At 56.9% G+C, this 20,538-nt stretch carries 20 protein-coding genes and 4 tRNA genes; 20 read left to right on the top strand and 4 right to left on the bottom strand.

Annotated features, from left to right (window positions below):
- The coding region (locus ACB040_RS19725; protein WP_371156186.1) for a transposase at window positions 1-601 on the top strand (601 nt) is incomplete at its 5' end.
- 58 nt (window positions 602-659) lie between these two features.
- On the opposite strand, the gene ACB040_RS19730 is transcribed toward ACB040_RS19725, so the two are convergent.
- The 3 genes from ACB040_RS19730 to ACB040_RS19740 form a co-directional block, all read right to left on the bottom strand.
- On the bottom strand, window positions 660-2,696 hold the full coding sequence (locus ACB040_RS19730; protein ID WP_371156188.1) for an exoribonuclease II: 2,037 nt from the start codon (window positions 2,694-2,696) through the stop codon (window positions 660-662).
- Between the two features lie 99 nt (window positions 2,697-2,795).
- The gene (locus ACB040_RS19735) at window positions 2,796-3,695 is read right to left on the bottom strand and encodes a LysR family transcriptional regulator ArgP (protein ID WP_201953533.1); all 900 of its coding nucleotides are present in this window, start codon (window positions 3,693-3,695) and stop codon (window positions 2,796-2,798) included.
- Window positions 3,696-3,904: 209 nt separating this feature from the next.
- A complete protein-coding gene (locus ACB040_RS19740; RefSeq protein ID WP_371156190.1) occupies window positions 3,905-4,543 on the bottom strand; it encodes an acyl-homoserine-lactone synthase in 639 nt (212 codons plus the stop codon).
- Between the two features lie 62 nt (window positions 4,544-4,605).
- Here ACB040_RS19740 and ACB040_RS19745 point away from each other — a divergent pair, with 62 nt between their 5' ends.
- Window positions 4,606-5,388, top strand: coding sequence for a LuxR family transcriptional regulator (locus ACB040_RS19745; protein WP_005335753.1), 783 nt, complete (start codon window positions 4,606-4,608; stop codon window positions 5,386-5,388).
- A gap of 207 nt (window positions 5,389-5,595) precedes the next feature.
- Window positions 5,596-6,204, top strand: a complete 609-nt coding sequence (gene lysE / locus ACB040_RS19750; RefSeq protein WP_115522497.1) for an L-lysine exporter — start codon at window positions 5,596-5,598, stop codon at window positions 6,202-6,204.
- Between the two features lie 81 nt (window positions 6,205-6,285).
- On the opposite strand, the gene ACB040_RS19755 is transcribed toward lysE, so the two are convergent.
- Window positions 6,286-8,295, bottom strand: a complete 2,010-nt coding sequence (locus tag ACB040_RS19755; protein ID WP_338772540.1) for a methyl-accepting chemotaxis protein — start codon at window positions 8,293-8,295, stop codon at window positions 6,286-6,288.
- Window positions 8,296-8,555: 260 nt separating this feature from the next.
- On the opposite strand from ACB040_RS19755, the gene ruvA reads away from it, so the two are divergent.
- The 17 genes from ruvA (at window position 8,556) to ACB040_RS19840 (ending at window position 20,538) form a co-directional block, all read left to right on the top strand.
- Complete coding sequence (gene ruvA, locus ACB040_RS19760; RefSeq protein ID WP_005335746.1) at window positions 8,556-9,170, top strand: Holliday junction branch migration protein RuvA; 615 nt, start codon at window positions 8,556-8,558, stop codon at window positions 9,168-9,170.
- Between the two features lie 8 nt (window positions 9,171-9,178).
- Window positions 9,179-10,189 carry a Holliday junction branch migration DNA helicase RuvB gene (gene ruvB / locus ACB040_RS19765; protein ID WP_005335744.1) on the top strand — a complete coding sequence of 337 codons (1,011 nt, stop codon included), beginning with the start codon at window positions 9,179-9,181 and terminating at the stop codon, window positions 10,187-10,189.
- A gap of 934 nt (window positions 10,190-11,123) precedes the next feature.
- Window positions 11,124-12,680 (top strand): cytochrome ubiquinol oxidase subunit I, encoded by a 1,557-nt coding sequence (locus ACB040_RS19770; protein ID WP_005335743.1) that lies wholly within the window; start codon window positions 11,124-11,126, stop codon window positions 12,678-12,680.
- An 11-nt stretch (window positions 12,681-12,691) separates the two neighbouring features.
- Window positions 12,692-13,828 (top strand): cytochrome d ubiquinol oxidase subunit II, encoded by a 1,137-nt coding sequence (cydB, locus tag ACB040_RS19775; RefSeq protein WP_005335741.1) that lies wholly within the window; start codon window positions 12,692-12,694, stop codon window positions 13,826-13,828.
- 14 nt (window positions 13,829-13,842) lie between these two features.
- Window positions 13,843-13,959, top strand: coding sequence for a cytochrome bd-I oxidase subunit CydX (gene cydX, locus ACB040_RS19780; protein ID WP_005304933.1), 117 nt, complete (start codon window positions 13,843-13,845; stop codon window positions 13,957-13,959).
- Window positions 13,946-14,257 (top strand): cyd operon YbgE family protein, encoded by a 312-nt coding sequence (locus tag ACB040_RS19785; protein ID WP_041202810.1) that lies wholly within the window; start codon window positions 13,946-13,948, stop codon window positions 14,255-14,257. The genes cydX and ACB040_RS19785 overlap by 14 nt, the downstream gene beginning before the upstream one ends.
- Before the next feature lie 105 nt (window positions 14,258-14,362).
- Window positions 14,363-14,770 (top strand): tol-pal system-associated acyl-CoA thioesterase, encoded by a 408-nt coding sequence (ybgC, locus tag ACB040_RS19790; RefSeq protein WP_005335737.1) that lies wholly within the window; start codon window positions 14,363-14,365, stop codon window positions 14,768-14,770.
- A gap of 1 nt (window position 14,771) precedes the next feature.
- Window positions 14,772-15,449, top strand: a complete 678-nt coding sequence (gene tolQ / locus ACB040_RS19795; protein ID WP_213324849.1) for a protein TolQ — start codon at window positions 14,772-14,774, stop codon at window positions 15,447-15,449.
- Window positions 15,449-15,895: a protein TolR gene (gene tolR / locus ACB040_RS19800; RefSeq protein ID WP_005335733.1), complete on the top strand. Its 447-nt coding sequence runs from the start codon at window positions 15,449-15,451 to the stop codon at window positions 15,893-15,895. The genes tolQ and tolR overlap by 1 nt, the downstream gene beginning before the upstream one ends.
- A 5-nt stretch (window positions 15,896-15,900) precedes the next feature.
- The gene (gene tolA, locus ACB040_RS19805) at window positions 15,901-17,034 is read left to right on the top strand and encodes a cell envelope integrity protein TolA (protein ID WP_013723471.1); all 1,134 of its coding nucleotides are present in this window, start codon (window positions 15,901-15,903) and stop codon (window positions 17,032-17,034) included.
- A gap of 95 nt (window positions 17,035-17,129) precedes the next feature.
- On the top strand, window positions 17,130-18,455 hold the full coding sequence (gene tolB, locus ACB040_RS19810; RefSeq protein WP_005335728.1) for a Tol-Pal system beta propeller repeat protein TolB: 1,326 nt from the start codon (window positions 17,130-17,132) through the stop codon (window positions 18,453-18,455).
- Window positions 18,456-18,504: 49 nt separating this feature from the next.
- Window positions 18,505-19,029, top strand: coding sequence for a peptidoglycan-associated lipoprotein Pal (pal, locus tag ACB040_RS19815; protein ID WP_005313284.1), 525 nt, complete (start codon window positions 18,505-18,507; stop codon window positions 19,027-19,029).
- Window positions 19,030-19,187: 158 nt separating this feature from the next.
- Window positions 19,188-19,988, top strand: a complete 801-nt coding sequence (ybgF, locus tag ACB040_RS19820) for a tol-pal system protein YbgF (RefSeq protein ID WP_064339412.1) — start codon at window positions 19,188-19,190, stop codon at window positions 19,986-19,988.
- 174 nt (window positions 19,989-20,162) lie between these two features.
- Window positions 20,163-20,238 (top strand) — tRNA-Lys (locus ACB040_RS19825).
- Window positions 20,239-20,269: 31 nt separating this feature from the next.
- Window positions 20,270-20,345 (top strand) — tRNA-Val (locus tag ACB040_RS19830).
- A 24-nt stretch (window positions 20,346-20,369) separates the two neighbouring features.
- A tRNA-Lys gene (locus tag ACB040_RS19835) sits at window positions 20,370-20,445 on the top strand.
- Between the two features lie 17 nt (window positions 20,446-20,462).
- Window positions 20,463-20,538: transfer RNA gene (locus tag ACB040_RS19840), tRNA-Val, on the top strand.

The following is a 20,538-nucleotide window of genomic DNA, read 5'->3' on the forward strand; positions in this document are numbered from 1 at the left end:
GCTGGGGCGCCAGGATGTGCTGGTGCATCTCAAGACCAGCCCACAGGCGAGGAAGAAGTGGCCGCACCTGCCGGATACAGTGGAAGCCCGCTTGCTGACTCGCACTATCAACGGCAAAGAGCGGCAAGTGCTGACCTCGATGGTTGACCCGATGCGTTTCCCGGGTGCCGATATCGTCGAGCTTTACAGCCACCGCTGGGAAATCGAGTTGGGCTATCGGGAGATGAAGCACAGCCTGCAACAACACCGGCTGACCCTGCGCAGCAAGAAGGCGGCGGGAATACGGCAAGAGCTATGGGGTGTGTTGCTGGCGTACAACCTGCTGCGCAGCCAGATGGTAAAGATGGCGGCGAGCTTGAAGGGATATACAGCGAGCCAGCTGAGTTTTCACATGGCATCGGTGTACCTCATCCATGAACTGAGCTGCATGCCGTACCTGTCACCGGGGAGCATCCCGAAGCGGGTGGCGGAGCTGGATAAGCAGGCGGGGCAGTTTGTATTACCGGAGCGAAGGGAGCGGAGTTACCCCCGCAGTGTGAAGCCAAGGCCACAGAAGTACAGTGTGAAAAAAACCAATAAAAACAATGCCAGTCAGGCTTAACTGACTGGCATTACGCACGATGGCGGGCTCTCGGGCAGATCAGATGATTCTGCGCGGCTTATTCTGCCTTGGGGGCAGCCTCAGCGGTCGTTTCACTGCTATCGGCTGGCGCACTCTCGGCCGCCGGGGCTTCCGGTGCCGGGCCCGGTACCAGATCTACCGCCGGTTTGGCGATAAGGGAACGGGTCTCTTCCACCGCTTCGGTTAGTTTGACCTCGATGATCTGGCCGAGCTCATAAACCACCTCGGTCTTGTCCAGATAGACGCGGCCGTTGTCCCAGTTGCACTCCAGTCGATCCTTGTTGTCGAGGATGTGACGGGCAGGCAGGAAGACCACTGCGCCGTTCTCCTGCAGACGCAGCTTGAGGCCGGCACGCATCACGTCGATGATCTCGGCGTTGAACACCTGATCGGTGCCAGCGGCGGCTTTCAGGTAGCGAACATAGAGCCAGTCGCCGATGTCACGCTCCACCATGCGGTGCAGACGGCGGCAGGCGGTCAGATGCTCGGTGAGCTCGGTGCTCGGGCGCTCACCCGGGGTCTTGCCGGCGATGACGGCTTTGAGCAGACGATGGTTGACCATATCGCCGTACTTGCGAATAGGTGAAGTCCAGGTGGCGTAGGCATCCAGACCCAGGCCGTAGTGGGCGCCCGGTTCGGAGGACATCAGCGCATAGCTCTGGAAGCGGCGGATCTTGCCATCCAGCCAGCGGGTGTCGAGGTTGTCGATCCAGCGACGCAGGGCGCAGAAGCCGGAGAGGCTGGCGATCTCGTCGCGCTCGAACGGGGCTTCGGCACTCTTCAGCAGGTCGATGGCGCCGTCGAGTGACTCTTCGTCAAAGCCGGTGTGAACGTTGAAGATGCCGTAACCGACGCTCTTGCCCAGTACGCGACCGGCGCAGATGTTGGCGGCGATCATCGACTCTTCCACCATGCGGTTGGCGATGCGGCGTGGCTCGACGTGGATGGCCAGCACTTCGCCATTTTCGCCCAGCTCGAAGTCGTAGTCGGGACGATCCGGGAACACCAGGGCATGCTCGGTTCGCCACGCGATGCGCGCCTCGGTCATTGCCTTCATCAGCGGCAGCTGGGCCAGCACGCCAGCGTCGATAGCCAGCTCTTTGCCGTGTTCGGCCCAGTCGGAGACATCGTCATAGTTGAGGCGGGCGTGGGAGCAGATGCGGGCGGCGAAGAACTCGGTCTCCTCCAGTAGCAGACCATCTTCGGCGATCAGCAGACGGGCGCACAGGGTGTTGCGCTCCTCGCCCTCTTTCAGGGAGCAAAGCTCGTCGGAGAGGGTGCGCGGGATCATCGGCACGTTGCGGCCCGGCATGTAGACGGTAAAGGCGCGCTGGGCCGCCTCTTTGTCCAGCTCGCTCCCTTCGGCCACATAGGCGGTCGGGTCAGCGATGGCGACCAGCAGCTCCCAGCCGTTATCCAGCTTGGTGATGGCCAGCGCATCGTCCATATCCTTGGTCTTGGCACCGTCGATGGTGAAGAAGGGCACCTTGGTCAGGTCACGACGGGGCAGCTCTTCCTCTTCGATCACCTTCCACTCCGGCAAATCAGCCGGCTCGACCTGGGCCAGATTGTGGCGCGCCAGCACCACCCACCAGGGCACATTGTGATCTTCCTGGGCGGCGATCTTCTGGATGATCTCGGCAGAGAAGTTGCCGTCGACCAGCGCATGGCGCTTGAGGGTCGCCACCACCCAGTCACCTTCCTTGAACTCTTTCTCATCCAGCCCCTTCTTGACGCGGGCCTTGATGGCATCCTTGATCAGCGGATGGTCGGCCACCACGTTGAGGCGGTCACGGAACATCTTGACCCGGGCCACGAAGCGGGTGACGGACTGCTCCAGCAGGGTATCCGGCTCGGCCACTTCCTTCTCTTTTTCGGTACGGATCAGGGCGGTCACCCGGTCACCGTGCATCACCTTCTTCATGTAGGGAGGCGGCACGAAATAGCTGGTCTTCTCATCGACTTCCAGAAAGCCGAAGCCCCGGTCCGAGGCGCGGATCACACCCTCTTTCTTCGGGATGTTTTCGCGGATTTGTTGCTTGAGCTGGGCCAGCAGCGGATTGTCTTGGAACATAAGTGAGGAACCTGAAGTGAAAACCTGGGTGGAGACCTGATGAAGGATCGCCCAGCACTATACGTTTTTAGCCCTGCAAAGCCAAGGTGAATGGCCTGCTCAGCGTGGTTTCAACTGCGATCTGGCATGGTCGATAAGGCGTTGGGATAGCTGCTTGTGAACCCCTTTTTCCAGTACCCAGCGGTGCCAGTAGAGGCGTTCCGTCAGGACGTGGTCGGGACTGAGGTTGAGTAGTGACCCGCCAGCCAGCTGGCCTCTTATCTGCAATTCGGGGATCAGGCAGTAGGCCAACCCCTGCTCGGCCATGGCGACGAAGGCCTCTGACGAGTGGACCGTATGGCAGGGATAACCGCCCGGCTCCAGCCCGAAGTGTTCTCTCATAAAGCTCACATGCATGTCATCGCGCTGATCGAACGCCACCGCCGGTGCCTTGGCCAGTGCATCGCGGGTCAGGCCATGAGGGAAGTGGCAGGCTACGAAGGCGGGGCTGGCGGTAAGCAGATAGTTCATCTCACCGAGCTCATCGACGCAGCAACCCGCCAGCGGTTGGGGATGCAGGCTGACCGCACCGAACGCCTGACCCTCGCGCACCTTGTCGAGGGTACGGCTCTCGTCATCGACCAGCAGGTTGAGTTCGATGGGGTGCTGTTTCAACAAGGGGGCAATGGCGGGCAAAAACCAGGTGGCCAGGCTGTCGGCGTTCACTGCGATGCTGATCCGGATTGGCCCTTGCGGCTGGTCGGGGGTCAGCTCCCCCGCCAGTTCGAGCTCAAGCTGATGTACTTGCCGATAGTGGGCCAGCAGCTTCTGGCCGAGCGCGGTGGCCTGCAGCGGCTGGCTACGAATAAGCAGCGGCTCGGCAAACTGTTGCTCCAGCTGTTTGATCCGCTGGGAGATGGCCGACTGGGTGATATGGAGCGACTTGGCCGCCCGATCGAAGTTCTGTTCCTGCAGTACCGCATCCAGTGCCCGCAGCAGTTTGTAGTCCAGCTCTTTCATCTTCTCTCCCTTCCGTTGCCCAAGGGCTGACTCTACGTCACTCGGCAGGGGACAACAATGGGCGGTGGAAGGGGCGTTGCGCTGTGATATCTGACAGTGGTGGTCTGTCTTGTCAGGAAGGCATACTGCTAGAGACCGCAGGGGGCAGCCCTGCGGGGTCATAGCGATACAGCGATATGTTTATCCCGGGCCTGTTTTCCCGGGATTTTTTATATCTGGGCCGCTAACTCATGCGAGCGATAAGTGGCAGTTTGATAGTGTCCGATAAGTGACTGCGAGACCGCCTGCGCGAAGCGCTCATCCAGATGGAAGCGGATGCCAACGCCCCTTACCGCCCCCAGATCGACCGCCTGACGATGACCGAGCCGCTCGATGGGCAGGCCAAGTCGGCGGAAGATGCGCTCCACCGGCAGGCTGACGACGGCGACCAGCTCCCGGATCCCGTGGGCATGGGCGAAGGCATATACCTCGCGGAAGATGACGCAAGTGAGTTCGCTGACGCCATTGCTCATGCGCGGTGCGCGCTGGGCATCGATAGCCAGACGGGTGAGTTCCCAGACATCTGGAGTGCGTGGCGCGCTTTCACCGGCAAGGGCGGTGGGGAAGATGGTGGGCAGCATATAGGCATCGGCACAGTTGAGCAGACGAATACAGCCACACAGCCCTTGTTCGTCCTCGATCAGAACCCAATGGGTGTCTGGCGTGTCGAAGCTGTCACGCTCCAGGCCCCGATGAGACTCGACATCCCAGCCTAGCCGGTCGGAAAAGACGCGATTTCGAAAGCGATAGAGTTCATCCTCCACCTCGTTTCGTGGATGTTCTCTCAATTTTCCTTTAAAAACCAACATTATGGACCCTCTATCTTGCTATTCGCCGTTATAATCACATGTCTGGCCAAGGGGGCTTTCATATGAACAGAGACCAACTGCTTGAGTACCTCGAACATTTCACTTCGGTGACGGACGGCAATCGTCTGGCCGAACTGATCGGTCGCTTTACGCTCGGGATGGGCTATGACTACTATCGCTTCGCCCTGATCCTGCCGATGTCGATGCAAAGGCCCAAGGTGGTGCTGTTCAACCAGTGTCCCGATTCCTGGGTGCAGGCCTATACCGAAAACAACATGCTGGCGTGCGATCCGGTGATCCGGCTGGCACGCAAGCAGACGCTGCCCATTTACTGGAACCGCCTCGATGAGCGGGCCAGTTTTCTGCAGGAGGGAACCATGGACGTGATGGGGTTGGCAGCCGAGTTCGGGTTGCGTAACGGCATCTCCTTCCCTCTGCACGGTGCTGCCGGGGAGAACGGTATTCTCTCCTTCATCACCTCCGAGCGGGCCTCGAGCGACTTGCTGCTGGAGTCCTCGCCGATCCTCTCCTGGATGTCCAATTACATCTTCGAGGCGGCCATTCGGGTGGTGCGTTTCAGCATGATGGACAGTGCGGGTAAAGACCCCTTGACCGAGCGCGAGACCGAGTGCCTGTTCTGGGCCAGTGAAGGGAAGACCTCTAGCGAGATCGCCTGCATCCTCGGGATCACGGAGCGCACGGTCAATTACCATCTCAATCAGGTCACCCGCAAAACCGGCTCAATGAACCGCTATCAGGCCATTGCCAAAGGGGTTAGTACGGGGCTGTTGCTACCCAATCTGGAGCAAGTTGTGGTTACCAACTTCCCCAGATTGCTGCAGTAGGCTGAGCCCACAGGCGCAACAGATTCTCCTGCCGCACTCTGAGGGTCACAATTGTCAGATCCGGTAATTGACAAGGGCTGGAACAGCGGCTGGGTATGCCGGTTTTTATTAGCAAAATGAATCAATCAGTAAATCAATGAATTTCTAAGAAGGAACTACCATCGCTATAGTGCCGCTCATTCATCATTTCGAACGGTGCTCTCCATGATGCTCGCAACGACACTGCAAGGCTTCACCATCGGTCTGGCCATGATCATCCCCATCGGCGCCCAGAATGCCTTTGTGCTGAGCCGGGGCATCCATCGCAATCACCATCTGCTGACGGCCACGCTCTGCAGTTTCTGCGATCTCACCCTGATTGCTATCGGCGTATTTGGCGGGGCCAATGTGCTGGCCACCAGCCCCCTCGGCATGGCGCTACTCACCTGGGGTGGCGTGCTGTTTCTCGGCTGGTTTGGTGGCCGTTCTCTGCTCAGTGCCTGGCGCGGTAAGGGGGAGGGACTTGCCGATTCTGCTCAGCAGATGGGGGCCAAAAGCGTGTTGGCGATGACGCTGGGAGTTACGCTGCTTAATCCCCACGTCTATCTCGATACTTTGATGCTGCTCGGCTCCCTTGGCAGTCAGGTGAGCGAGTCCCTGCGTCCGGCCTTTGCTGCGGGGGCCATGCTGGCCTCGTTGGTGTGGTTCTACTCGCTGGCGCTGGGTGCTGCGGCACTGGCGCCCTGGCTGGCCCGCAGCCGGGTGCAGCAGGGGATCGATCTGCTGGTTGGCATCATCATGCTGAGCCTGGCTATTCAACTGGCCATAGGACGTTGAGGAAGTTAAGGCGGCAGGAATGAGCAACCGGTAACAAAAAGATGCCACTCATATGAGTGGCATCTTTGCTATTGAAAGGGGTCAGACCCTGAACTGGGAGAGCAGGCGCTGCTGCAGCAGGCTGGCCTGATGGAGCGAGGAGGCGAGTTGCAGACACTCCTGCGCCTCCTGTTCGCCGGTTCTGGCTTGCAGACTGATGCCGGAGACCTTGTCAGAGGAGTGGCTCAGGGTGTGTGACAGTTGCCCGGTAGCCACGGCTACCTGCTGCACCATGTCGGCCAGCTGGTCGATGGCGCCTTCCACCTTGAACAGGATCTGCTTGGTGTTCTCGGAGTCCTGCATGCCGGACTCTACCGTCTTGAGGTTGCGCTGCATCATCAGGTAGGCGGTCTCGGTCTGCTGCTGGATGCTGCTGATCACCTGGCTAATTTCGGCGCTTGATGTTGCGGTGCGATTAGCCAGGGTGCGCACCTCGTCCGCAACCACCGCAAAGCCACGTCCCATCTCCCCCGCGCGGGCCGCTTCGATGGCCGCATTGAGTGCCAGCAGGTTGGTCTGTTCCGAGATGCCGCTGATGGTGGAGATGATCTGGCCAATCTGACCCGCCTGCTCCTTGAGGGAGTTGATGGCGATGGCACATTCGCTCACCTCCTGTACCACCCGCTGCATGCCCGCGCTGGCGGAGGCGACATACTGGCTGCTCTCGGTGGTCAGCTGGCGTACCTCATTGGCATTGTGGGCCGCCATGCTGCAGTTGTCCGAGATACCGGTGGCGACTTGCACCATCTGCTCACTGTCGTGGTGCAGGGCCAGCGCATGTTCGGCGGTCTGGCGGCTGCTCTGGCTGATTGCCTCCACCCGGTTGACCGAGGTGTGAACGTGTTCGCTGATGTGCTGGTTGTTGTCCATGGTGGAGCTGATCATCTTCTGTAATTTCTCGATGAAACGATCCACGCTGTTGGCCAGCGAGCCTATCTCGTCATCCCGTTGCAGGTTGATGCGGGCGTTGAGATCTCCCTCGCCGGCGGCGATATCCTGCATCCGCTTGTCCACTTGCAGCAGCGGGGTCACCAGCTTGCGGGTCAGCCAGAAGCCGCAGAGGGTGACCATGATCAGGCTCAGCAGCAGGCCACCCAGCAGCAGGGTTCGGGTCTGGCTGATGATGCCGTTGAGCTGGGCCACCTGATCCTCAACGGTCGCATCGCCGCTCTCCTCGATGGCAACCAGCTGTTGTCGCAACTCATCGGCACTGACCTCATAGACGGACTGCTGGGCCTGATAGCTGCCGAGCGCATCGACCCACTGTTCCATCAGTTGTTGATGCCGGGTTAACAGGGCGCGATACTCTGCCGACAGTGTCTTGCCGGCAAATTCGCCGGTTCCCTCGATATCGAACAGCCCGGTGCCGAGCATGCTGTCGACCGCTTCGTGGTAGAAATCGGTCGCCTCTTTCAGCTCGGCCTTGATCGCCTCTGTGACTCCTTGTCTGCGCATCTTTTCCAGCGCATAGAGCTGGCGCAAAAAGCCTATGTTGGATTCCATCCCCCCGTCGGCCGCTTCCCAGCGAGTGGAGAGGCCGCTGTTCCAGCTGATGGTCTGGTCGGGGGATTGGGTCAGCGCCTCGACCGCTCCGTCGCCGATCACCTCCAGCTGGGTCGAGAGGCGGGCCATCAGATCGGCGTTGTGATGCAGGGCCTGATCCACCTCGGTATAGGCGTGATAGAGCGCCAGCAGCTTCTCTTGTTGCTGTTGATAGTCCTGCTTGTGCTGTTCCATTGTGGCAAGGGCCGCACCATCAATGAGCTGCCCCTGGCTGACCCGGGCCAGCGCGTCATCGGTCGCCGCCTTGGCAGCATCGAGTTCGGCGCGATTGAGCGGGGTTCCGTTTTGCATCTTTTGAATCTGTAGCTGTTGGTTGCCCAGCTCTATGGAGCCCTCCATGGCTCCGTCGGCGGTCTGCCAGGCGGCGCCCAGTACGTAGGAGAGCAGATTGGCTAGCCGCTGGCTGCCATACCAGCCAACGACCCCCATGCCCAGCGTACAGCCGAGCAATATGGCAAGACCCAGATTGGAGGTGGTAACAATTTTCATGTGATGGCCTTCCTTGGTATCGACATTGGCACCAGTTTCGGTTCCGAACGGGTTTAGTGTAGTGGTTTATCCCCCGCTCGGGGGCCGGTGCGGCGCTGAAACATCCCGTGCACTGGCTGCACCCGATCAAGCATGGTGGAAAATGGGATAAAAAGCCTCTCTGACTACGCGGGTGTTGCTGCCCTATGCTGGATACTTATCCAGTTATTCTTTATGCTATGAGCCAATTTACGAATAGTTGTATTGATGAGGAGAGAGCCGTGATTGGTCGCTTGAGAGGCATTGTCATTGAAAAGCAGCCCCCCGAGGTCCTGCTGGAAGTGGGCGGGGTTGGCTATGAGGTACAGATGCCGATGAGCTGCTTCTATGATTTGCCGGAGATCGGCAAGGAAGCGACCATCCATACTCACTTCGTGGTGCGGGAAGATGCCCAGCTGCTCTATGGTTTTAACCACAAACAGGAGCGGGCGCTGTTCCGCGAGTTGATCAAGACCAACGGAGTCGGCCCCAAGCTGGCGCTGGCGATTCTTTCCGGCATGACAGCTACCCAGTTTGTGCTGAGTGTCGAACGTGAAGAGATAAGCTCTTTGGTCAAACTGCCGGGAGTCGGCAAGAAGACCGCCGAGCGGCTGGTGGTGGAGATGAAGGATCGCCTCAAGGGGTGGGTAAGTCACGACCTCTTCTCCCCGGCCATGGTCACCTTGCCAGCCAGTGAGCCCGAATTGCGGGCACCGGATGTGACCGAGGAGGCGGCCAGTGCGCTGGTGGCCCTCGGTTACAAGCCGCAGCAGGCGAGTCAGATTGTCAGCAAGATCGCCAAAGAGGGGATGTCGGTGGAAGATATCATCCGTGAATCCCTGCGTAGTCTGGTATGAGGTAGTTGATGATTGAAGCAGACCGCCTCATCTCGGCCAGTGCCGCCCGTGAGGATGACATTATTGACCGGGCTATCCGCCCCAAGAAGCTGGCTGACTACACCGGTCAGGATACCGTCTGCGAACAGATGGAGATCTTTATCGAAGCGGCCCGTCAGCGGGGCGAAGCGCTCGATCACCTGCTGATCTTCGGCCCGCCGGGCTTGGGCAAGACCACCCTCGCCAACATCGTCGCCAACGAGATGGGGGTCAATATCAAGACCACCTCCGGCCCGGTGCTGGAGAAAGCGGGGGATCTGGCGGCGCTGCTCACCAACCTCGAACCGAACGATGTGCTGTTCATCGACGAGATCCACCGCCTCAGCCCGGTGGTGGAGGAGGTGCTCTATCCGGCGATGGAGGATTACCAGCTCGACATCATGATCGGGGAGGGGCCAGCGGCTCGTTCCATCAAGCTGGATCTGCCTCCCTTCACCCTGATTGGCGCCACCACCCGGGCTGGTTCACTCACCAGCCCGCTGCGGGATCGCTTCGGTATCGTCCAGCGGCTGGAGTTCTACAACGTCAAGGACCTGACCGATATCGTCTCCCGCAGCGCCCGTTGTCTGGGGCTAGACATGACGGAAGATGGAGCCATTGAGGTCGCCCGTCGCTCTCGCGGCACGCCGCGGATTGCTAACCGTTTGTTAAGGCGGGTGCGCGACTTTGCCCAGGTGAAATCCGATGGCCGGATCGACGGCCCCATTGCTGCCCGCGCCATGGACATGCTGGATGTCGATAACGAAGGTTTTGACTTCATGGACCGCAAGTTATTGTTGGCTGTGATAGACAAGTTTATGGGGGGCCCGGTGGGTCTCGATAATCTGGCCGCCGCGATCGGGGAAGAGAAAGATACTATCGAAGATGTGCTGGAGCCTTATCTGATCCAGCAAGGGTATCTGCAACGTACACCCAGAGGACGGATTGCGACCACACGAGCCTACGCTCATTTCGGTCTTCAGCGACCAGATGAGAAGTAAAAACAGTCGTTTGAACATGAAACCGCCGTCAAAGGCGGTTTTTTATTATCCGGGCAAAAAAAAGCCCACGGCGGATGCGGTGGGCAAAGACAATTCAGGATGGATGTTCACAGACAGTGAGTGCGTCTGGACACAGACCGGAAAATAAACAGGTGAGCCGTCGCGAGCTCTCAGAGTCGGTTCAGTTGATAGAGCTGAACAAAGGAAAGCTTGTAGTAACGGATGGTTTTAGCAACAAACTTTTTCATCTTCGATTCCAATAGACAGGTTCAAATTGATCGTCGAATACGTACCGTGAACCCGGATTAACCGGCCTGTATCCAAGGGTATGCCCTCACTGCGAGGCGCATTGTAGGAGTTAGAATCGACCCCGGCAAACAAGAAAAATTGCACTCTTCAAATTAGTTTATCTAATGTCTTTATTGATGAAATTGGTTCGCATGAGTATGCATTCTTTGCAATTTTAAATTGAGTTTTCGAATCAGATTGCCTGACTCGGATAACATGGAAAAAGGCGCGTCATTCACGCTTTTCAAATTAAACCGAGTGGCGGGATGTTAAATTCTTAAATTGATTTAAATCAATGTTTTACGCTTTATCGTGTTTTGTGATCTGGCTCGCGTCAATAATCGTGAAATAGATTAAAAATGCCTTTCAAAGCCATGTATGGCGGGTCCTTTTACATTGATTTCAATCAAATAAAGGTGATATAAAAACCCGGTCATCATGGGCGAGAATAAATTTAGGCTGATTGTTTTGGAATTGTTAAACATTAGCTTTATTTGTGTTCTCGTATTGCCTTGTTGTTAATGCCAGTGGTTACTGAACGCGTTTTGTTGTGACACGTCCCAATAAGGCTCATTCGATAACCTCCAACGGAAGCTTTGTGCTTAAAACTTAAAATAGCCGTGCCAATAATCGGTGAGGAAACATCATGATTGCTGAGCATGTGGTAGACCTATCGCGGTTCCAGTTCGCTGCGACGGCCCTTTATCACTTTTTGTTTGTACCCCTGACGCTGGGAATGGCCTTTCTCCTGGCGATCATGGAATCCGTCTATGTGATGACCAACAACACCATCTACCGGGACATGACCAAATTCTGGGGTAAGTTGTTTGGTATCAACTTTGCCTTGGGGGTCACCACAGGTCTGGCCATGGAGTTCCAGTTCGGTACGAACTGGGCTTACTACTCCCATTATGTCGGCGATATCTTCGGTGCCCCGCTGGCTATCGAAGGGCTGATGGCCTTCTTTCTGGAGTCCACCTTCGTCGGTATGTTCTTCTTTGGTTGGGATCGTCTGAGCAAGCATCAGCATCTGGCTGCCACCTGGTTGATGGCGCTGGGTACCAACCTCTCCGCCCTCTGGATCCTGGTCGCCAACGGCTGGATGCAGAACCCGGTCGGTGCCGAGTTCAACTTCGAATCCATGCGGATGGAGATGATGAGCTTCGCTGACGTGGTGCTCAACCCGGTTGCTCAGGTCAAGTTCGTCCACACGGTGGCGGCTGGTTATACCTGTGGCGCCATGTTTGTGCTGGGTATCTCCTCCTACTACCTGCTGAAGAATCGTGATGTGGCGTTTGCCCGTCGCTCCTTCGCCATTGCCGCTGCGTTCGGTATGGCTTCCATCGTGTCCGTACTGATCCTCGGTGACGAATCCGGTTACGAGACCGGTGAAGTGCAGAAGGTGAAACTGGCCGCTATCGAAGCTGAGTGGGAAACTGAACCTGCTCCGGCCGCCTTTACCCTGTTCGGTATTCCGAATCAGGAAGAGATGCGCACCGACTACGCCATCAAGATCCCCTATGCGCTGGGCATTATCGCGACCCGTTCTCTGGACGGTCAGGTAACCGGTCTGAAGGATCTGAAGAGCGAGCACGAACTGCGCGTTCGTAACGGTATGACCGCTTACGACCTGCTGACCAAGCTGCAATCCGGTGACAAGTCTGACGAGACCCGCGCTCGCTTCGACGAAGTGAAACAGGATCTGGGCTACGGTCTGCTGCTCAAGCGCTACACCAGCAACGTGACCGATGCTACCGACGAGCAGATCAAGGCCGCCGTTGATGACTCCATCCCGCAGGTTCTGCCGCTGTTCTTCGCCTTCCGCATCATGGTTGCCGTCGGCATGCTGATGCTGGTGCTGATTGGTATGGCCTTCTATGACAGTGCCCGCCACCAGATCGGCAAGCGCAAGTGGCTGCTCAAGGGTCTGCTGTGGGGCATCCCGCTGCCGTGGATCGCTATCGAAGCTGGCTGGTTTGTTGCTGAATATGGTCGCCAACCGTGGACCATTGCAGAGGTGTTGCCGACTTCCCTCTCTGCATCCAACCTGCCTGCAGCCGAGATCTGGTTCTCTCTGATCGGTATCTGCCTGTTCTATACCGTACTTCTGGTGATCGAGATGTACCTGATGTTCAAGTATGCCCGTCTTGGCCCCAGCAGCCTGAAGACTGGCAAGTATCACTTTGAACAGATCAAGGCATAAGGAGAGCGACCATGTTTGATTACGAAACTCTGCGTGTCATCTGGTGGGCTCTGGTCGGCGTACTGCTGATCGGTTTTGCCATCACTGACGGCTTCGACATGGGGGTAGGCGCACTGCTCCCGTTCGTCGGCAAGAAAGATGTCGAGCGCCGCGTGATGCTCAACACCATGGGACCGCACTGGGAAGGTAACCAGGTTTGGCTGGTCACTGCCGGTGGTGCCTTGTTCGCCGCCTGGCCGATGGTGTATGCCGCGACCTTCTCCGGCTTCTACATCGCCATGATCCTGACTCTGATGGCGCTGTTCCTGCGTCCGGTCGGTTTCAAGTACCGCTCTCTGCGTGCTGATGCCAAATGGCGCAGCAACTGGGACTGGGCCTTGTTCGCTGGCAGCGCCGTACCGCCAATCGTCTTTGGTGTGGCCTTTGGCAACCTGCTGCAAGGCGTTCCGTTCGAGTTTAACCAGTTCATGATGTTGACCTATCACGGCAACTTCTTCGGCCTGCTTAACCCGTTCGGCATTCTTGCTGGTCTGGTGAGCCTGTTCATGCTGCTCACCCAGGGCGCAACCTGGTTGATGATGAAGACCGACGGTGAAGTGCTGGCGCGTTCCCGCACGGCTGCCATGATCTGCTCACTGCTGACCCTGGTGCTGTTTGCTGCCGCGGGTTGGTGGGTAAGTGGTATGGAAGGGTATGTCATCGTCAAGGCTGCCGCGACTGACGCAGTATCCAACCCGATGAACAAGGAAGTTGTCCTGCAGGCTGGTGCCTGGATGAACAACTACACCCTCTATCCGTGGATGGTGGCTGCCCCTGTACTGGGCCTGGCCATGAGCCTGCTGACTGCGCTGTTTGCCCGCATGAACATCGGCTGGCTGGCGTTTACCAGCTCCTCGCTGGCGATTGCCGGGGTCATCCTCACTGCCGGTTTCTCCATGTTCCCGTTCGTGATGCCCTCAAGCCTTGAGCCGTCACTGAGCCTGACCATGTGGGATGCTACCGCCTCTTTCAACACCTTGCAGGTGATGACTGTGGCTGCAGCGATCTTCGTACCGATTGTGCTGGGTTACACCATCTGGACTTACATCAAGATGTTTGGCCGGGTAACCAACAAGCACATCGAAGATAACCAACAATCTCTCTATTAAGAGGTGCGCTGACAATGTGGTATTTCACCTGGATCCTGGGACTGTTGCTGGCCTGTGCATTTGGCATCATCAATGCGCTGTGGCTGGAACACACCGAGAACATGGATCGTCAGATCGATGAAAACAAGTGATCGACTCGCCAGGCTGGCCGCTCCACTGGAGCGGCAGCCGTGGCAGGGGTTGATGTTACTCGCGGCGGCCTTGTTGGCCGTCGCTATTTTACAGGCCCCCAATCTGATCGCGGCCAACACCAGCGAGCATGGTCTCTGGCTTGCTCCCTGGCTGATGTGGGCCGTCTGTTGTGGCGTGCTTAACGGGCTTGGCTTTCATCTTAAAAGCCTGCCCGGACGTGTGCTGTTCAACCCCTGGCTCGCCTGGCCCAGTTTGTTGTATGGCCTCTGGCTGACACATTCATATTTCCTTTCATAAAAAACGGGGGGAGGCAGGATTTCCCTGTCTCCCCCTGCTTCTTTCCTATTCAGCCCTGCGCTATGATAGCCCCCCATCTGACTGTCGAATGGATCACAGATTGTTATGGGGGAAGTCTTTGAGTTTCCGGTGCGTGTCTACTACGAAGACACCGACGCCGGGGGCATCGTCTACAACGCCAATTATCTCAAGTTTATGGAACGTGCTCGCACCGAGTTTCTTCGTGCCAAAGGGGTCGAACAGGACGTCTGGCTGCAGGAGGGATATGCCTTCGTGGTGAGCCGAACTGAGATCGATTTCCGCTCGGCGGCCCGTTTTAATGAACTATTGAATGTATTAACGCAAGTGATTGAAGTGAAACGCGCATCCCTGCGCTTTTCGCAGCAGATCCTGGCGGCTGATGGACGACTGATCACCCAGGCCATGGTACAGATAGCCTGTGTAAGTCATCCGCAAATGAAACCTGTAGCTATACCTGAAAAAATCAAGGGAGTGCTGTTAAGTGCACGCTGAAATTTCGTTTATTGGCCTGTTTTGGCAAGCCAGCCTGTTGGTAAAACTGGTCATGATGACCCTGATGAGCATGTCTATTGTCTCGTGGGCGCTGATTATCCAGCGTTCAAAGGCGATCAAGGCGGCCAATCTCGCATCGGAACAGTTTGAAGATCGCTTCTGGTCAGGGGTCGATCTCAATCGCCTCTATCAGGAGTCCTCTTCCCGCCGTGATGATATCGAAGGCATGGAAGATATCTTCTACTCCGGCTTCAAGGAGTATGCCCGCTTGCTCAAGGCAGGTGCCCGTGGTCAGGATGCGGTGATGGATGGTACCTACCGCGCCATGCGCGTCTCCCTCTCCCGCGCGGTGGATGATCTGGAATCCAACCTGCCGGTGCTGGCGACCATCGGCTCCATCAGCCCCTATATCGGTCTGTTCGGTACCGTATGGGGGATCATGAACGCCTTTATCGCCCTGGGTCAGGTGCAGCAGGCCACCCTGCAAATGGTGGCACCGGGTATCGCGGAAGCGCTGATCGCTACCGCCATGGGTCTGTTTGCCGCTATCCCGGCGGTTATCTTCTACAACCGCTTCTCCAACAAGGTCGAGCGGCTGGAGAACGCCTACGCCAACTTCATGGACGAGTTCACCACCATTCTGAACCGTCAAATTGCACAGCAGCAGGGTGATCAGTAATGCAAACCTATCAGCGGATCCGGCGCAAAAAGGTGGCCGAGATCAACGTGGTTCCCTATATCGACGTCATGCTGGTGCTGCTTATCATCTTTATGGCGGTCACGCCGGTGATCACGCAAGGGGTCAAGGTGGATCTGCCACAGGCTGAGTCCGAGCAGTTGCCGGAAGATGCCAAGCCGCCCTTCATCGTCAGCGTCAATACCGAAGGCGAGTATGTCATCAAGGCTGGCGAAGCCGATGACGAGCCGGTGCCAAGCGGCACGCCAGAGGCGATGCAGCAATACATCACCGAAAAAGCCATGGGCTATCTGGCGATCAACCAGAATGCCCCCGTGGTGGTCGCGGGTGACAAGGCCGTGCGCTACGAAGAGGTGATCCTGTTGATGGTGGCCCTCAAGAATGCGGGTGTGCCTCAGGTTGGCCTGATGACAGATCCGGTGAACTAACGGAGATGGATGTGAAGCGTGGTATTTCCGGTTATCTCATCGCGTCGTTTCTGCTGCACCTGATCATCGGCATCATCCTGTTTGTCGGGCTCGATTTCAGCAAACCGAAACGACCCGAATCGAAGGGGCAGATCGTCAATGCCGTCATGCTCGATGAGAACTTCCTCAACGAACAGGCCAAGCAGATCCAGCAGCAGAAATCTCAGCCCAAGCCTCAAAAGGTAGAGAAAGAGAAGGATAAGGAAGACACGGATCTCGCCAAGCGCGAGCTGGCTCAGAAACAGGAGCAGCTTCGCATCGCCGAGACCAAGCGCAAGCAGGCCGAAGAGGCGACTCGCAAGGCCGAGGCCGAGAAGCAGAAGAAGGTGGCCGAGCAGAAGCAGGCGGAAGAGAAGGCCCAAAAAGCCGAGGAAGCCCGCAAGCTGGAAGAGCAGAAGGCCAAGAAGGCCGAAGCCGAGCGTAAAGCGGCGGAAGCCGAGAGCAAGGCGTTGGCGTTGAAGAAGAAAAAGGAACAAGAGAAGAAAGAGGCCGAAGAGAAAGCCAAGGCGGCAGAAGCCAAGGCCAAGAAAGCGGAAGCTGACAAGAAGGCCAAAGCCGAAGCCGAGAAGAAAGCCAAGGCAGAAGCAGAGAAAAAAGCCAAAGCCGAGGCCGAGAAGAAGGCCAAGGAAGAGGCTGAGAAAAAGGCAAAAGCTGACGCAGAGAAGAAAGCCAAGGCAGAGGCCGAAAAGCAGGCCAAGATCGCGGCTGAGCGCAAGCGTAAAGCAGCCGAGCAGGCCAAGCTGCAAAAAGAGATGGAAGAGATGATGCAGCAGCAGCTGTCGGCTGAGGCCAATGCTCGCAGTCAGGCTGCATCGGCAGCAGCCCAGGGCGAAGTCGACAAATATGCGGCGCTCATCAAAGCCACTGTTGAGCGGTATATGATTTTGGATCCCACCATGCGGGGCAAAACATGTACTATCGGCGTACGTCTTGCGAGCAGTGGCTTTGTCATATCGGTAGATAACGGCCAGGGTGACCCGGCGGTTTGTCGTTCCGGTAAGGCGGCTGTTCTGAAAGCCAATCAACTGCCTGTGCCCAAGGATCCTGCGGCATTCGAGATGTTGAAGGAATTTAACCTGAAGTTAGAACCGAGTATCTAAGCGTGATAAAACGAGGTTGCTTGCCTCCGGTTGGCAACCTCTCGCCGAGAAAGGAATTTAACCTCTCATCTATATTGGAACCGAGTATTTAAGCCATGATCAGAAAAGTATTTTTTGCTTTGGTTGGCTGTTTGTTGCTGGGCCAGAGTGCCCAGGCGGCCCTGGACATCGTCATCACCGGCGGTATTGATAGCGCACGCCCCATCGCTGTCGCCCCCTTCAAGTGGGAAGGTAACGGGCAGTTGCCGCAGGACATCGCGGAAGTGGTCTCCAACGACCTGATGCGCAGCGGCAAGTTCAAGCCGCTGGCCCGTGGCCAGATGCCGCAGACCCCGAGCAGCAGCAGCGAGATCAACTTCGCTCCCTGGGCCTCCCAAGGGGTTGAAGCCGTGGTGGTGGGTTCCATTTCGGCAGTCGGTGACGGCACCTACAAGGTCAACTTCGAGCTGGTCGATGTGCTGAAAGGCCAGCTGGCCAAGGCACAAGGTGGCGAGAGCAACGGTTACATCCTGGATAGCCGCATGGCGACCATCCCGGGTGCCCAGATGCGCCAGTTTGCCCACCGTATCTCCGACATCGTCTATGAGCGTCTGACTGGCGAGCGCGGTGCCTTCCTGACCCGTCTGGCTTATGTCTCCGTACAGCAGGGTACCCAGTTCCCTTACCAGCTGCGTATTTCTGACTACGACGGTTACAACGAGAAGACCCTGCTGCGCTCCCGCGAGCCGTTGATGTCTCCAGCCTGGTCGCCGGATGGCAGCAAGCTGGCTTACGTGAGCTTCGAGAACCAGAAGTCCGAAATCTACGTGCAGGATATCTACACCCAGCAGCGCAGTCTGATCACCAGTTTCCGCGGTATCAACGGGGCGCCGGAGTGGTCTCCGGATGGTCGTCGTCTGGCTATCGTTCTCTCCAAAGATGGTTCACCGAACCTATATGTGGTTGATGTCGCTAGCAAGCAGCTGACCCGCGTCACAACCAGCCGGGTGATCGACACTGAACCCTCCTGGATGCCGGATGGGCAAAATTTGTTGTTCACCTCTGAACGTGGTGGCAAACCCCAGATTTATAGCGTAAATTTGGCGACTGGTATGACTCGCCGGATGACTTGGGAAGGTGAATCCAACCAGGGTGCATCCATCACTCCTGATGGCAAAATCATGGTGATGGTGACCCGTGTTCAGGGACAGTATCGTATTGCCCGTCAGGACATGGAAAACAATGCCCTGTTGGTCCTTACCCAGAGTGCTCTGGATGAGTCGCCAAGTGTGGCTCCCAATGGCAGCATGATCATTTATGCCACCATCTATCAGGGTCGTAAGAGTCTCGCGTTGGTGTCGACTGATGGTCGCTTCAAGGCTGTGCTTCCGACCAGTAGCGGTGAAATTCGTGCACCAGCTTGGTCGCCCTTCTTGAATTGATAAAAATCCAATTGTTTTTTGTTTTGTTATAAAGGTTTAAGGAAATAGCATGCAACTCAATAAACTGCTCAAGGGTTTGGCCATCGCACTGCCACTGTTCACCCTGGCCGCTTGTAGTTCTTCTTCTGATTCCGACGCCGCTGGCGCTGAATCAGGTATGACCGACGGCATGGGCGGTGTACAAACCGGCGGCGCCAACGGCATGTTGTCCCCGGAAGAGCAGATGCGTCAGAAGTTCGAAGCACTGCAGCGTGACAACGTGATCTACTTCCCGTTCGACGGTTACGATATCCAGGGTCAGTACGCTGATCTGCTGGATGCCCACGCCAGCTACCTGCGCGAGCGCCCGAGCGTTAAAGTCCTGATCGAAGGTCACGCCGATGAGCGCGGTACTCCGGAGTACAACATCGCTCTGGGCGAGCGTCGTGCCAAGGCTGTGGCCAAGTATCTGCAAACCCTGGGTGTGCAGGCTGAGCAGCTCTCCATCGTCAGCTATGGCGAAGAGAAGCCTCTGGATCTGTCCCACACCGAGGATGCCTTTGCCAAAAACCGCCGCGCGGTTCTGGTTTACTAAGGTTTAAACCGAACGAAGTTCGTTTATATGCAAGCGGCCATTTCGATGGCCGTTTTATTTGCACTAAACGCCAAGGTTTGATCCGAATGAAATCTGCATATGCGAGCGACGATGGCGCTGGCCGTTTTATCTGTACTAAACGCTAAGGTTTGATCCGAATGAAATCTGTGTACAAGCAAGCTGTCGTTGCGCTGGCCGTAATGGTTGCTCTGAATGCGCAAGCTGCGGCACCGGTCAGCGATCTGGGCGGTGACTCAAGTGGTGGGGTTGTCCTTAGCGGCAACAACGGCGCCATCGTGCCCACCGGTAGCCTGGAAGATCGGGTTGCCCTGCTGGAGCGCACCCTCAATGCCCGTCTGCGACTGCAAGCTGAATTGCAGCAACAGGTCGACTCCCTGCAAGGGGAGGTCTCCGAACTGCGCGGTCAGCTGGAGCAGCAGACCTACCAGATGGAACAGTCGCAAGAGCGCCAGCGTCAGCTCTACCAGGAGCTCGACAAGGTTGCCAGCAGCCAGCAAGCTGCTCCAGCCGCCCCGGCCCCTGCTGCTGCCACACCGGCTGCTGCCGCCAATTACTCAACCAATCAGGATGAGAATCAGGCTTACGACGCAGCGGTCAACATGGTGCTCAAAGAGAAGAACTATGACAAAGCCATTCCGGCTTTCCAGGGCTTCATTAAGCAGTACCCCAATTCGGGCTATGTTCCCAATGCACACTACTGGCTCGGCCAGTTGCTGTTCAACAAGGGTGACAGAGCCGGTGCCTCGGCCCAGTTCTCGACCGTGGCCAACAAATACAGCAAATCCCCCAAGCGAGCCGATGCGCTGCTGAAGCTGGGTATGCTGGCGCAACTGGATGGCAAGAAGGCGGAAGCCAAATCCTTCTATGAGCAGGTGATCAAGGGCTATCCCAACACCTCGCCGGCCCAGTTGGCCAAACAGAGTCTGGCCAAGCTGTAACATTGCTGTATGTCACTGTTTTCGTAACGCTACTGTAAAAACAGCCTGCATTTGTACGCACAGTGAGCAAACGGATTTAAATTACGAATTTTCTGTTGCACCGGAAATTTAAATCCGTAATATAGGCCGCCGTCAGAGCCGAAGCAGTAATGCAGTCGGGACTGGTCGTGGTGAGGGTCGTTAGCTCAGTCGGTAGAGCAGTTGACTTTTAATCAATTGGTCGCTGGTTCGAATCCAGCACGACCCACCATTTTCTCCACTCGGTGGAGACAGAATTCCCAGGTCGTTTAGCTCAGCTGGGAGAGCACCTCCCTTACAAGGAGGGGGTCACTGGTTCGATCCCAGTAACGACCACCAGTTTGTAGAAAAAATGATTTAGATGGGTCGTTAGCTCAGTCGGTAGAGCAGTTGACTTTTAATCAATTGGTCGCTGGTTCGAATCCAGCACGACCCACCATCATTTCAAGAATCCCAGGTCGTTTAGCTCAGCTGGGAGAGCACCTCCCTTACAAGGAGGGGGTCACTGGTTCGATCCCAGTAACGACCACCA

Origin of the sequence: Aeromonas sp. S11(2024), from assembly GCF_041402345.1 — a bacterium.
Taxonomy (GTDB): Bacteria; Pseudomonadota; Gammaproteobacteria; order Enterobacterales; family Aeromonadaceae; genus Aeromonas; species Aeromonas veronii.

Excerpts from the sequence above, each read along its gene's own strand:
- ACB040_RS19730 (WP_371156188.1), bottom strand. The coding sequence starts at position 2,696 with ATGTTCCAAGACAATCCGCTGCTGGCCCAGCTCAAGCAACAAATCCGC.
- ACB040_RS19735 (WP_201953533.1), bottom strand. The coding sequence starts at position 3,695 with ATGAAAGAGCTGGACTACAAACTGCTGCGGGCACTGGATGCGGTACTG.
- ACB040_RS19740 (WP_371156190.1), bottom strand. The coding sequence starts at position 4,543 with ATGTTGGTTTTTAAAGGAAAATTGAGAGAACATCCACGAAACGAGGTG.
- ACB040_RS19745 (WP_005335753.1), top strand. The coding sequence starts at position 4,606 with ATGAACAGAGACCAACTGCTTGAGTACCTCGAACATTTCACTTCGGTG.
- lysE (WP_115522497.1), top strand. The coding sequence starts at position 5,596 with ATGCTCGCAACGACACTGCAAGGCTTCACCATCGGTCTGGCCATGATC.
- ACB040_RS19755 (WP_338772540.1), bottom strand. The coding sequence starts at position 8,295 with ATGAAAATTGTTACCACCTCCAATCTGGGTCTTGCCATATTGCTCGGC.
- ruvB (WP_005335744.1), top strand. The coding sequence starts at position 9,179 with ATGATTGAAGCAGACCGCCTCATCTCGGCCAGTGCCGCCCGTGAGGAT.
- ACB040_RS19770 (WP_005335743.1), top strand. The coding sequence starts at position 11,124 with ATGATTGCTGAGCATGTGGTAGACCTATCGCGGTTCCAGTTCGCTGCG.
- cydB (WP_005335741.1), top strand. The coding sequence starts at position 12,692 with ATGTTTGATTACGAAACTCTGCGTGTCATCTGGTGGGCTCTGGTCGGC.
- cydX (WP_005304933.1), top strand. The coding sequence starts at position 13,843 with ATGTGGTATTTCACCTGGATCCTGGGACTGTTGCTGGCCTGTGCATTT.
- ACB040_RS19785 (WP_041202810.1), top strand. The coding sequence starts at position 13,946 with ATGAAAACAAGTGATCGACTCGCCAGGCTGGCCGCTCCACTGGAGCGG.
- ybgC (WP_005335737.1), top strand. The coding sequence starts at position 14,363 with ATGGGGGAAGTCTTTGAGTTTCCGGTGCGTGTCTACTACGAAGACACC.
- tolR (WP_005335733.1), top strand. The coding sequence starts at position 15,449 with ATGCAAACCTATCAGCGGATCCGGCGCAAAAAGGTGGCCGAGATCAAC.
- tolA (WP_013723471.1), top strand. The coding sequence starts at position 15,901 with ATGGATGTGAAGCGTGGTATTTCCGGTTATCTCATCGCGTCGTTTCTG.
- tolB (WP_005335728.1), top strand. The coding sequence starts at position 17,130 with ATGATCAGAAAAGTATTTTTTGCTTTGGTTGGCTGTTTGTTGCTGGGC.
- pal (WP_005313284.1), top strand. The coding sequence starts at position 18,505 with ATGCAACTCAATAAACTGCTCAAGGGTTTGGCCATCGCACTGCCACTG.
- ybgF (WP_064339412.1), top strand. The coding sequence starts at position 19,188 with ATGAAATCTGTGTACAAGCAAGCTGTCGTTGCGCTGGCCGTAATGGTT.